General features: G+C 55.6%; 11 protein-coding genes. All 11 read right to left on the reverse strand.

The genetic code is table 11. The features are described 5' to 3' along the window. Window positions 1-132: 132 nt before the first annotated feature. Complete coding sequence (locus EC86_RS0115360; protein WP_232229907.1) at window positions 133-1,545, reverse strand: undecaprenyl-phosphate glucose phosphotransferase; 1,413 nt, start codon at window positions 1,543-1,545, stop codon at window positions 133-135. Window positions 1,546-1,675: 130 nt separating this feature from the next. Continuing rightward, window positions 1,676-2,749 carry an acyltransferase family protein gene (locus EC86_RS27085; RefSeq protein WP_051675956.1) on the reverse strand — a complete coding sequence of 358 codons (1,074 nt, stop codon included), beginning with the start codon at window positions 2,747-2,749 and terminating at the stop codon, window positions 1,676-1,678. Window positions 2,750-2,941: 192 nt separating this feature from the next. Beyond that, a complete protein-coding gene (locus EC86_RS0115370) occupies window positions 2,942-4,189 on the reverse strand; it encodes a glycosyltransferase WbuB (protein WP_051676179.1) in 1,248 nt (415 codons plus the stop codon). An 82-nt stretch (window positions 4,190-4,271) separates the two neighbouring features. Beyond that, the gene (locus tag EC86_RS0115375; protein ID WP_029526618.1) at window positions 4,272-5,159 is read right to left on the reverse strand and encodes a glycosyltransferase family 2 protein; all 888 of its coding nucleotides are present in this window, start codon (window positions 5,157-5,159) and stop codon (window positions 4,272-4,274) included. A 109-nt stretch (window positions 5,160-5,268) separates the two neighbouring features. After that, window positions 5,269-6,105, reverse strand: coding sequence for a carbohydrate deacetylase (locus tag EC86_RS27090; RefSeq protein ID WP_198026799.1), 837 nt, complete (start codon window positions 6,103-6,105; stop codon window positions 5,269-5,271). A gap of 38 nt (window positions 6,106-6,143) precedes the next feature. Beyond that, entirely contained in the window at window positions 6,144-6,749 is a 606-nt protein-coding gene (locus EC86_RS0115385; protein ID WP_232229909.1) for an LbetaH domain-containing protein, read from the reverse strand. Further along, a complete protein-coding gene (locus EC86_RS0115390; RefSeq protein ID WP_029526621.1) occupies window positions 6,749-7,903 on the reverse strand; it encodes a glycosyltransferase in 1,155 nt (384 codons plus the stop codon). Before EC86_RS0115390 ends, EC86_RS0115385 begins: the two co-directional genes overlap by 1 nt. Window positions 7,904-8,232: 329 nt before the next feature. Then, entirely contained in the window at window positions 8,233-9,399 is a 1,167-nt protein-coding gene (locus tag EC86_RS0115395; protein ID WP_029526622.1) for a glycosyltransferase, read from the reverse strand. A gap of 47 nt (window positions 9,400-9,446) precedes the next feature. Next, window positions 9,447-10,529 carry a CgeB family protein gene (locus EC86_RS0115400; RefSeq protein ID WP_051675960.1) on the reverse strand — a complete coding sequence of 361 codons (1,083 nt, stop codon included), beginning with the start codon at window positions 10,527-10,529 and terminating at the stop codon, window positions 9,447-9,449. A gap of 12 nt (window positions 10,530-10,541) precedes the next feature. Then, complete coding sequence (locus EC86_RS0115405; protein ID WP_156955328.1) at window positions 10,542-11,957, reverse strand: hypothetical protein; 1,416 nt, start codon at window positions 11,955-11,957, stop codon at window positions 10,542-10,544. A 66-nt stretch (window positions 11,958-12,023) separates the two neighbouring features. Then, window positions 12,024-13,004, reverse strand: a complete 981-nt coding sequence (locus EC86_RS27095; RefSeq protein WP_051675962.1) for a glycosyltransferase family 2 protein — start codon at window positions 13,002-13,004, stop codon at window positions 12,024-12,026. Between the last annotated feature and the right edge of the window lie 5 nt (window positions 13,005-13,009).

A 13,009-nucleotide genomic window follows, 5' to 3' on the forward strand; every position in this document is an offset into this window, starting at 1 on the left:
GTGGTGTGGCTTGTGGATGAATTGGCAGGGGCTTACAGTTCTGCCAGCACCAACATAATAAAAAATGCCACAAACACTATTTCAGGTGCGTTCATTTAAAAACCCGCCATTTCGATATTTTTATATTTCTTGTCAATATGCAGTACTGTCTTTAAAGACGAGGCGAATGGTCTTCAGAATAATCAGCATGTCAAGCATCAATGACCATTTGCGCAGATAGTCCAGGTCAAAATCGACACGGGCCTGCATTTTTTCCAGCTTGTCGGTTTCACCGCGCAAGCCATTCACTTGTGCCCAGCCAGTAATGCCGGGCCGGACCTTGTGCCTGACCATGTAGCCCTTGATCAATGTACGGTACATCTCGTTGTGCGCGACCGCATGGGGACGCGGACCCACAATGCTCATGCGGCCTTGCAATACGTTGATGAATTGCGGCAGTTCATCGAGTGACGTCTTTCGCAAAAATGCGCCCAGCCGGGTAATTCGCAAATCGTTTTTCGTGGCTTGCTGAATCGTGTTGCCGTCTTCAGTGACCGCCATGGAACGAAACTTGTAAACCACAATCTGTTCGCCATCCAGGCCATACCGTCGCTGCCTGAAAATGACGGGGCCTGGTGAAGTGGACTTGACCATCACAGCGATCAACAGCAGCAAGGGGCAAATGAGCAGCAGTATGAAAATTGAAAGAATGATGTCACTCGCGCGCTTCAGGAAACCCCTGAAACCTCTGAAAGGGGTATCGCAGACAGAGATGACATCGACTCCACATACCGACTGGCTGCGTCCCTGAATCAAGTCAGTGATGAACATGTCGGGAACAAAATAGATAGAGCAAGTCGTGTCCTTGAGATCATCAAGAATTTCCAGTATTCTTGGCTGCGCCGTCATGGGCAAGGACAGGTAGACAGACTGGACCCGGTGTTTTTTGACATAGGCGGCCAGGTTCTCTATCTTTCCCAGCACCCGGTATCGATCTTCCTTGCTGATGCGATCCATGCCCCGGTCTTCAAAAAACCCGAGAAAGGCCGTGTCGGCGTAAGGTGCAAACTCGACTTTTTTTGCAAGCGCAATTCCTTGTCTGTTCATGCCCACAATAACCATCCTGCGCGATGGCAACGGCACTTTGAACAATCCGGGAAAAATGCCGCGAAGGACAATATGCGCACCAATCTGTGAAAGCGGTGCAATCCACAGCCAGTTGACGACAACCTCTTTGGAAAAATACCGGGTGTAGTGGGCAGAAAAATCACCCAGCCTGAAAAGTATCGCAGCACAGCACCAGAAAATCAAAATATTCAACACATTTTCCATAACCGATGACTTGAACTGCATCGTGCTCCAGACAGCCAGTAAAAAGACCACGACAGAAACAGCCATATAGGCTGGGCGCAGCGAATGTTCAAAATAAAATGCCAGTACCCACAGCGACAAGACCAGAATCAATGCAATAAATACACCTTCAGCCATTCCAGCAAGGTAGCTTCTCGCGGGCTTGGCTGTTGTGGATTCATGGCTGCTTTTCAGGGGAATGGGGTTTGTCAACATAGGGCGGCATCTCGCTGCGTCAATAGACATTTAGAATGCAAAATTTCAGTGTCTTGTCTTAAGTTTCCGTGCGCTTTCTTGTTGAGAATACCGCAGGAGTTTTTGACGACATTACACGCCAGGAATCATTTCAAAGCGCCTTGGCAGGCCTTTTCAGCACGCCAGAAAACTGCTTCAACATTCGTGGGTAAGCAATGATTTCTACCACGTATGAAAATGCCAACAGCATCGCCATATAAGCCGTGAACTCCAAAAATTTATTTCCCATGAAAGAAAAGTAATGCGCACTCACCACGAAATAATGATGGCTTATATACACAACATAAGATATTGGCGCAAAAAGCAGAAAAGGCTTTACTATCTTGTCAAAAAAAATCCAGTTTCCTGATTTCCAGAAAATGGCAATGACCACGATGACAAGTGCAGAAAAATGATCCCTCATCTCCAGTATGGGATGGACCCCTATGCCTGCCAAGGTCCCGGCCATTGCAGCGCGGTAAACACCGAATCCGCAGATCAGTAAAATCACCCCGATTCCATACAGTGGCATGGCGATTGATTTCAGGCTTATTGGTTCACCCGCCATATACCTGTTTGACAGCATGACTCCAAGCCACCATATGCTCATGTACATGAGCAGTCGGGGAAGAAATGTAGGAAAATATACATAGACGCATGCTGCGACTATCGACAGGCAAAATACAAAAACATCTTTTTGGTTATTGGATGAAATATATTTTTGCACCTGAAAATACAGCATGTAAAACCACCACTCATATGACAACGACCATAAAGGCGAGTTGTGCATATAGGGATCGACAACCACATTCGGCTTCAAGCTGCTTATGTCCTGCAACATTAACAGGTTCAGCATTAACTCCCTGGGATGTGCATTGACGGCTTCACCGGCGTCATAGCACTCCATCAGATAGCCCAGCATCATGACGATCAAAAGTGGTATGTAGATGCGCGTGACACGCTTGAAAAAATAAGTTCGAAACGTTTTGTCCCGGCTATTGACGAAAGAAAAATTTATGACAAACCCGGACAGCAGAAAAAATAAGATAACTGCTTCCTCGCCAAACCGGAATAGATTGGCGATGTTCAGGCCAAAAAGCATGATGCTTTTTGAAACTGAATGGTGAATAACTACATAAAGGGCAGCCATGCCTCTCAATGCGTCCAGTTTTTCGAGTTTTAACATCGCATTCAATCAAGTTGCTTATTTATTTTTATCGTTGCCAACCATCAAAATGCAACTGCCCATGCAGGGTGGTGATGAGCAATTCAGCAATCGTTTTAATGCCCACCAAAGTGAAGTGGCAATGGCGGTCCCAGTTTCTGCAGCAAGGCAAGCGGCACAGGCGACAGGCTGCCTGTGGCAAGGGTGCATGCGCTACATCTGCTGGACTGCGCTCCCGGGTATGTCGGCCAGACATTTTTCAAACCGCCGCAACACGGATTCACGGTCAATCTGATGCACCGCGTGATTCCTGCCTGCAATGCCAAGCTGCTCGCGCCATGACGCATTGGCTGCCAAAGCCAGGACGGCGCCGGTCATGGCTGCCGGATCTTCAGGCGGCACGACAATGCCGCACATCTGAACCACATTGGCAAGCTCCGTGCCGGCAAGCGCGGTGGCCACCACTGGCCGGGCACTGGCCAGCATGCCGGTCAGCTTGCTGGGCATGACCAGGTCAGCCGCGCCCGCCCGCTGGGGCATGAGGTGGATGTCGGCCATCGCCAGCAGATCGGCCAAGCGCGCAGCAGGCTGCAAATCCATGAACCGCACATTGGGAATGCCTTCGCACTGGGCCAGCAGGTCAGCCCTGCCCACGCCGTTGCCGCAAAAGACAAACCACAGCCTGTCGCTGCCCTGCCGCTGCTCTGCGCATGACAGCGCCACCTGGGCCATGATTTCCAGGCCCTGCTTGCGCCCCATGTTGCCTGAATACAAGGCCACCACCGCGTCAGGCGGTATGCCGAGTTCTTCGCGGTAAGCCTGTCCACTGGCCGAAATGAAGGCGCCCACATCGACCCAGTTGGGAAACGCCACCAGCCGTTGGGCATCGACGCCCTTGGACAGCGCACGCTCCAGCATCCGCTGCGAAACCGTCGATACCACGTCAAAGCGGCGCATCAGCCAGTGCTCGGCGGCAAGCACCACGCGCTTGAGCGTTTTGCCCTTGAGCAAGCCCAGGTCGAATGCCGCATCGACTTCGTAATCGGAAATGTGCAGCCAGGCGCGCGCCCCCGACAGCCGCGCTACCGCCCACGCGGTGGGCGCGCAAAACAGCGGCGGCTCCACCACCCACACGGCATCGGGCAGCCACAGCAGCTGGCGCAGCATCACCGGCAGGCTGCTGAGTGCAAAGCTGGCCAAGTGCAGCACGCGCTTGATGCCTCCCGGACGCGACGGCACCCACAAGGGGCATCGCCACACATCGGCGCCCTGCCAGCGCTCGCGCTGCCAGAACTTGCCGGAGTAGCCCGCGCCGACCTTCCAGTCCGGGTAATACGGCGGCGCCGTCACCACCCGCACCTCATGGCCGCGCGCCGCCAGCCAGGCGGTCATCTCGCCGGTGTACTTGCCGATACCCGTGAGTTCGGGCGCGAAATTGATGCAGTAGATTAGGATTTTCACAGGCGTGGGCGACGTTTGCCGCGGTTGGAAAGGACTGTTGAAACGAGGGAGAAATTCCAGCGCAAAAAAGACGCTGCCCGGATCAGCTGGAAACGGCAGCCTGGGGAACCTCATCCTTGATGCCGGGTTGAAGCGCCTTCATTTCCCGCACTTTCAGGACAATCATGTATTCATAGATGGAGCGCAGCAAGGCATAGGTGAAACCGGCCCGGCCATCGAGAAAACCGCGTTTGAAGATGTACAAAAGCACAAACATCAATACCGGCCGCAGCGGTGCCCGGTAATACATTTCTTTCTGGTGAAAGCGCCGCTCATTGATGCTCTTTGAAAAGAAAGCCTTCCAGACGCTGAAGCTGGCGCGGCTGTTGGTATTGAGGACGATCTGGGCCGCCTCCGATGAGCTGGCCCGGTTATGCCTGTCGAACCAGTTGCTCATTCCCTTGCTGAAGGGAAAATGGTTGAAATGCTCGTTGATTTCACCAACCGGCCCATCGACGACGGTGATCGAATTGACCAGTCGCTCGTAATGCACTTTTTCATGCAGAAAAAGCCGGATATTGAAAGGCGATGGCGTCACATGCTTGATCCAGGTGCCCAGGAAGTGGTCATGCCGGTGAATCCGGAACGCGACAGCATCCCCGGGCGATGCAATGGCCGATTCGACCGCCTTGACCAGCGCAGGCGTCATTCGTTCATCGGCATCAATGAGGTAAATCCATGGGTGCTTGAACTGAATGGTTTGCAGCGCCCAGTTGCGGTGCCCGGCCTCGTCGCCGCCATAAGGCAGTTTGTTGTCGCCATAACTGCGCTCGATGACATGGGCGCCAAACTGGCGGGCAATCGCCACGGTGGCGTCGGTGCTGCCCGAGTCAAACACATGGATGTCGTCCGACCAGGCAACACTTTGCAGGCAGGCCAGGATGTCAAGCTGTTCATTCTTGGTATGGACAAGGATGGAGATGGCGGGCATTTAAAACTCCTCTGGTGGTGAAATGCGCCGACTCGGTGGGCGCGGCAAATACTGTGGGCATCCAAGCCAGGCGGCTTGAACCCTGCCTGTGCGGCGGTTTTTGTAGTGTTCAGATGACGGCGCGGGACGCAAAGACGTCCGGCGGTACGGACATGTCGTTCCAGCTGATGAAGGAAACGTGCCGTTTGCGTGCTTGCTCTGCAAAAGCCAGGCAGGCCAGCCGCTCCTGGTTTCGCCAGGCTTCACTGTGCTGCGGGCTTCCCGGATGAAAACCCACTTCCAGCACGCCGTTCAGGGGGCGCGCCAGTATTTTTTCGATCCACTGGGGATCGTTGGCGTTCGTACCCATGAAGAAATGCGGCGTGGTCAGGAAGTGATGCATGATTCTTCGCCGCCAGAAAGCGCCCATCCAGTAGGTTGGACTGTTGAAGGGTTTGATGGTGTACTGGTTTTGCACATTCCTGACCCTGGAAATGCCGTACCTGGGGAGCGTTTTGGCCAGCGCCGCGACAAAGGGCTTGAACTTGTGCAGGTGGCCATGCGAATCCACATGGCTGATCGGGATGCCGCTGTCAAGGACACGTTCGATTTGCGCGGAAACTTCTGTGCATATCTGCTCGACTGGAATGCGTCCCAGCAGCGCCATCAGCCGCAATTGGTGCGAAGGGCGAAAAGCCCCGTCGTTGCCGACCAGCGCAGGAATCAGGCGGGGGTCGGCAACGGGCGACTCCACCGTGTCGCGGACAAATGTCAAATGAACGCCGAAGGCATGCTCGGGATGTTCCCGTGCGAACTTGAAGGCCAGTTCCGTGGCCGGCATTTTGGGCATGATCGTGGCGCTGGTGAGAGCGCCTGCCTTGAAGCAGTCAATGGTTGCCTGAGTGCTGTCTTGGTCGTAGCCAAAATCATCGGCATTGACAATGATGGCCTGCAATGGTGTTGCCATGGGGTTCCTGATGTTTTGATTGCAATACTGAGCTGCCTTCATGCGTCAATCACGGGTCGTTGACGCACCGCCACGGCAGGATTGCCTTTGTAGATGGTCCAGGCTTGCAGGTGATCGAAGGCAACGCCCCTGGCCGCCAGAATCGCGCCGTCCCCTGCAACCACGCCTGGCCCGACAAACGCATCGGCGCAAATCCAGGTACGCCGCCCAATCGTGATGGGTTGCGCGGTCAGCGGAAATTCCGGCGTCCGGAAATCATGGGTGCCGGTGCACAGGTAGCTTCCCTGGGAAACGTTGGCATGCTCGCCCAGCTTGACGGGGGCAATGTTGTAGCACCTGACACCCGGCCCCAGCGAGCCGTAGTCCTCGATGGTCAGGTTCCAGGGCGCCCAGATGTCCACGTTCGGGTAAACCGCTGCCCGCCATGACACCCTGGCGCCAAACAGGCGCAGCACCAGCACCCGCCAGCGGTGCAAAGGCGGCGGCGTCCAGCGGGCGGCAAACAGCCAGGCCAGCTTCCACGCCACCCTTTTCACCCTGTTTTTCAGGGTGAAGGTGGGGCCGCTGTAACCTTTTCTATGCGGGATGACATCAAACTGGTCCGCTTCGGGGGTGGCGCGCAAAGGCTTGGAAGACATCAGCATCACCCATGCTCCATGACAATCTCCACCAGCCGCTCGGCGGCCCGCCGGATGTGAAAGCGCCGGGCAAAACACAGACTTGCCCGTTCAGCCATTTGCGCATACGCCGGGGCATCGAGCGCCAGCCATCGACGCAGGCTGCGCTCGGTGCCCGCCACGGTGTCTTCGTCGATAAAGCCGGCGTCATCCGATTCGATTTCACGCCAGATGTTGACCTGGTTGCTGATCAGGACAGGCTTGCCGCAGGCCAGGGCCTCGGCCACTACGATGCCAAAATTTTCCTGGTGCGAAGGCAGGCAAAACACCTCGGCCGCGTTGAAAGCGCCCCATTTTTCATCGCCCTGCAACATGCCGGGCCAGCTGATGCGGTCGGCAATGCCCAGTTTTTCCGCCTGTGCCTTCAGATCGGCCGCCCAGCCGGTCTGGTCAGGTCCGGCCATGACCAGGTGCAGGCGTTCGTCCCGGTCGGCCACCCGGGCAAAGGCGTCAACCAGCAGGTCGCAGCCCTTTTTTTCATGGATGCGGCTCAGGTACAGGGCAATCCGCTTGCCTTGCAAATGCGGCTGGGTTGCCAGGAACTTTTGCGCCAGTTCGCGGCCATTGGCCGGTGGGGTGGACGTGCCAAAAGCAGTCACCGCCTCCTTGACGCGGTACAGCCAGAACGACTGCCGTGCCAGCAGGCGCTCTTCCTCGCAGGTGAAGATCACCGCGCGCGCATCGCGCAATACCCGGTATTCGCCCCAGGGCCAGTAGAGCCATTTCTTGAGGTGCTTGATCGGATAAGTGCGCTTGAACCAGGGGTCGAGCATGCCGTGCGAAAAAACAAAATACGGAACCTTGCTGTCCGCCAGCGCCTGCTGCACCGCCAGACCGTTGTACTGCCACAGGCCATTGACAATCACGGCGTCAAAGCGCGTGGCGTTGCGGCGCAGCCAGGGCACCAGGCTGGGCGTGTAGGCATAACCCAGATGCGAAGGCCCGAGCGCATGCACGGTGGGCATGCCGTCTGCCGTATGGTCGGGCGCATCCGGGGCGTCGCAGCAGACAATTTCCACGCTCACGCCCAATTCCTTCAAGGGCTCGCAAAGCTGCCTGACGCTTTCAATCGGACCGCCGTCCCGGGGATTCGTGGAAGAGATGACCTGAAGGAGTTTCATGGGAGGGCGGCGCCAGGCGAATGGCGCGGAAAGATTCAAATAGGAGGACGGCTGGCCAAATTTCAGCGAGGCAGGCGGCTTACGACGCTACAAAATCAATAGCCGTCAATGCCCGCCACTGTTGCGTGAAAAGCTATTTTTGCTTTGAAAACAGGTGTTTTGGCTTGTCTAGCATGCCAATGGCACCACGCCACATTGGCGCGAATGAGGCAGCCAATGGTTTATGCTACTGAATTAATAGCTGCTTGCGCATGCCAGACGTGCGCAAGAAGCCTATTTGATGCTTGAATTTTGTGGGCTGGCGAAAACGAAGACGCTCTGCAAAAAGCTCAAGCCCGGGTTTTTCCAAGCGCTTGCCGGTAAATTCGCTCATAGGCATTGAGCGTCTGCTCGGCATCGAACTGAGCGACCTGCCGGTAGCCCGATTGCCGGCGGCTGCTGGTTTCATCAAGCGTGACCTGGAGTATTTCCACCACGCGGGCAGCGGCTTGTTCGGCCCATGCCTGGGCACCATGCGCGGGCCTGGCAGGAATGTAGAACGCGGCATCGCCGCCCACTTCCGTCATGGGCGCCTCGCCAGTGGTCAGCACCGGGCAGCCACAGGCCATGGCCTCGGCAATCGGCCAGCCAAAGCCTTCGGCCAGGCTGGGAAACACCATCAAGCGCGCCGCCGAATACGCAGCGCAAACCTGTTTGTTCGACAGGCCGGAAACAAACCGGACCGTGCCTTTTCCCTCCACGCGCTGGGCCAGCGCTTTCAAGTCGGCCGTGGGTTCGGTTCCCACCAGCCACAGCGGCAAGGGATTTTGGGCGTGCCTCGCATAGGCGTGGTAGATCTCCAGCACGCCCTGGCGATTTTTGTACCATTCGTTGCCACCCACATGAAGCAGGAAGCCCTGCGGCGGCGGCACCAGCCCGGCAGGTAGCAGTTCAGCCAGGGCTTCGGCCGCGCTCATGCGCCGAAACGGATAGTTCAGCCCGTTGTAAATCACCTCCGACACGTCAGGCTGGTGCGGCAAAAAACGCTGCAACTGGCGCCGCGTGTTGTCGGACACCGACACAAAATAGCTTCCCTGGCTGAACCCGCGCCGGATCAGCGCCTGGTATTGGCGCCCGGCCCAGCCTGTCGGGTTTTGCGCAAACTCGCCCAGCGCCGAGCGCAGCGCCATGAAGTCATGCACATGGATCACATGCGGCCTGCACGCTACCAGGGGAACCCATGGCCCCAGGGCCTGGTCGCCAAAAACGAACAAGGTATCGGCCGCAAGCCGGCGAAGGCGCCAGCGCACCAGGAGCGGAAAAAAGATGAACTGGTCGATGTAGCCCAGCCACTTTTTCAGGCGCGCCGGTGCGGGAAAACTGTAGGCCAGGGGCCTGGCCGTCCAGGTATCGACGTCATGGCCCCGTGCCCGCATGCCTTCGGCAATCATTTTTGCAAAGCGCGGCATGCTTTGTGAATTGAGAAAATCCGGATGGACGAACTGAACAATGTGCATGAATTTTTTCCATTCAAAGTCGCGGTCAGGGTGGCGCGAATCTGGCGCTAATTCATGGCAAGGATGGCGGCGGCTGGCGGCACGGCCTGTTCGCGCAGCGCAGCCTCGACCAGCAGGCGGCAGACATCTTCATGCCCATGGCGGGAAGCCCTGATGCGCGCCATGCCGGCAAGGCGAACGGATTCCCGCCACGGGGCATCGGCCAGCAGGCGCCGGCACTTCCGGGCGCATTCGTCCGCGCTACTCCAGAAAACGGCTTCAACCTCTTCCCGGTAAAGTTCGAGGTGTTCGCTGGTGCGTTCGGCGCACAGCACGCCGCCTGCGTAGGGAATTTCCATGGACCGGGTGGTGTGCTGATCGCGGTTTCCCCTGGACAGCATCCCCAGACACACCTTGGCCCCTTGGATGGCCGCCACATAGTCTCGGCCGCTCAGGTTGCCGCCACGATGGCAACCCTTGAGCTGCTCCCACAGTGGCGACTTTTCCCACCGCTGGCCCCAGATGGAAACCGGTATGCCACGCTCAAGCAGGTCCAGCACGAACTGGTCGCGCCCTTCGCCGCGCATCCAGGTTCCGATGAACACCACCTCTGAACGAAAAATGTCCGGTATGCCGGCTGGGTCGGGATAAGGCGCATGCACGATCTCGTCGTAGCTCATCCAGATGCGCAGCACGTTTTTTGCGCCGAGAGCCTGGTATTCCTGAATGTTTTGTTGACGCACCACCGCGCAAAGGTCGTAAAACGCTAGCGCCTTGAGCATGGAGTCAAACCGCCGGCCATCGCGCTTTCCGGCAGGGTCGTCGTGGTTGAAAAGCAGCGTGGTCAGCCCTGCGGCATTCAACATGCGCACAGACCTGGAACCCAGCAGTTCACCGTTGTCCACCCAGGCGATATCAACATCTTTTGCTTCCGCAAGCAAGCGACGCATCCAGTGCTCGACAGCGGATTGAAGAAAACAGTAACCCGTGCGGTAATGAAAAGCGCCCAGCCACCGATTTTCAAGCGATGCCTTCAGCGCCAGGTAAGGATCAGCGACAAGCACCTCATGGCCCAATCGCCTCAACGCATCCGCCCGATGCCGGCTGGTGCCGCCAGTGCCAGAGTTGCCTATATAAAGTATGCGGGCCATGGGATGAACAGTTCAGCTTAATTTGACATGGCGGACAACCATGCTGTTGATCAGCACTTTGGCGGCATACGCCACGATCAGCACAATCAATGTGCTTCTTACAAAAAACCAGTATGAAGACATCGAGCATTCCACGTTCAGCAAAAGGAACAGGACGCCAAACTGCGTGAAATAATCAAGCCATTTGATGTGTGATGCCCTGACCACTAAAATCAGGCATTTCAATACCAGCACGATAAGTATTGGATAAAAAATCATTCCAGCCCATCCGAAATCGGCAACACCCGTTGTCAAAATGGTGTTTGCGTCGTCATCAATGGGAAGCCCAAGCCGGGGATGAATCAATTCCTCGTCAATCAGGAATGTTTTCAGTCCGATCATGGCTGAAGGAATGCTGAACATGACGGTCGCATGAATCGCCTCGCCCGACAGCCATTTGTCGAAACTGGCTTTTTCTATAATCTGGGAAAAGTATTTGATGACGAAAGGCCGCTCAAGCGACGTTGCGCTGAGCAGGTAGTCATAATCGTAGCGGGAAGGATTTTGCAAAATATCAATTGCAGAATAAATCAGCTGCATGGCATCTTTTGTGCCCGGAGACTCCCAGCCGGCCACCCGGAAGGCAAAGAAAATCTTCACCCCAAAATAAGCTACAAAGCCGACAACGCCTATGAATAATAATTTATTGCGCCATACCAGCCGCCCCGAGGAATCGTAAGCGTAAAAAATCAGGTAAAGCAATGCTAGGTACACCAGCAGGCGGCGGCCTTGGGTAAAAGTCACCAGCCACAAGGAAGCAGCCAATGCGTACAAAAGCCAGCGGTTCACCCGGCTCACTTCATACTTTCCTGAAGCCAGGAACATGGCCACCACCCCTGCGGGTGCAATGGCGAAACTCACCATGGATGCAAAAGGGGATATGGACGAATGCTCGGCATCGGTGAACATCAGACCCTGAAATGCCATCAACCCGGTCAGTATGCAATAAATACTGGCGAGCAACACCATGAAAACGACCAGCACGCCTTCCTTGAGTTGCTGCCTGCTGAAGCCCGGAAGCTGAACCGGCGAAGGAAACAGATAGCTCAGGCCAATCAGAACGGCCGAGGTGAATGAAACGCCTGCCAGCGCAATCGAAAGGGAATACTGGGAAAGATGAAAGTATTGCCCCACATCCATGGAATAGAGTGAATAGATTTTGACCTGCGTCGTCACCGTGCTGAGCGCATAAGCCAATAAAATGGAAGTTGCAAAAAAATCAAAAAGACACACATTGCCGGGCCTTTTAATATATTTATATATATTATTTACCGCCACAACACTCATGGCCAGTGCAATAAGAAAAAACACCATGGGGCTGTCGGGCATGGCGACCAGCAACAGACCACAATATAAAAGCTGCAAAAACCCGCTTGTAAGATATTTCATGTCAATTCTTGAAATGATGAGTCAGTGCAGGATTCAAACTTTTATTAAAAATCAGTGGTGCCTGGCTTACTGGCAATGGCAGGCTTTGTTATTTTTTAAAATATGGTTCAACAGGTAATGGGTGGTCGTATTGGCCTGGACAAGTTTCAGCTTGACCAGCGGATACGCTGCAATGCTTGAAAACGCCGACACCCCCGAAGGCAAATTTTTCCAGACCGAGGCGGCCAGGAAAAACCGGCCACTGAACAGCTGCCTCGCAAACCGTGAACACCTGTGCGAAAAAACATGGATGGTCCAGTGGCGCCGCAACACGTGAAGCAGCGAAGGGTCCACTTCCCTGGCCAGTATTTCAATGATTGAATTGACCTGCGTGTCTAATTCATTTCTTTGCGTGAGCACGTTGGAATCCTGCAATGCATGGATGCGCTCAAAGACGAGTTCTTCATTCTGCAAACATATTCCAAACATGCCCGCCACGCGCTTCCAGCCTTCATAGTCGCCCGCCGAAGGATATTTCAGGTCAAATCCGCCGGCTTGCAGCACCATGCGCGGGCGGCATGCCGCCCGGCAGATATTGCCGACCAGATTGCCGAAGGTGGCAAATGCCAGGATCGATGCGGCGGGCTCCAGCCTGGACGGCAGCAGGCCTTCCCACTCCAGCTGTCCGCCTTTTGAGTAGCGACGTTCATCCCCCAGCGCCCAGCAACGGCTCACGGCGCAGTCGGGGCGTTCCTCCATGAAGCGTGCAATGCGTTCGAGCGACCCGCTCAGCAAGGTGTCGTCGTGGCCCAGGATTTTTGCAATCGGGGCCTGGGCCTGGGCCAGCAGAAAATTCAGGTTGCCCATGATGCCAAGATTCACCGGCTGCTCATGGACCCGGATGCGGGGGTCGCACAAGGTGCGCAAATAATCACGCGTTCCGTCCTTCGAGCCGTTGTCGCTGATCACCAGTTCCCAGTCCTGGCAATCCTGGGCCAGCACCGAATCCACGGCTTCGGCAATATAAAGGATGCCGTTGTAAACAGGAATAAGCACTGAAATTCGCATGGCTC

It is taken from the genome of Polaromonas glacialis, assembly GCF_000709345.1.
Classification (GTDB): Bacteria; Pseudomonadota; Gammaproteobacteria; order Burkholderiales; family Burkholderiaceae_C; genus Polaromonas; species Polaromonas glacialis.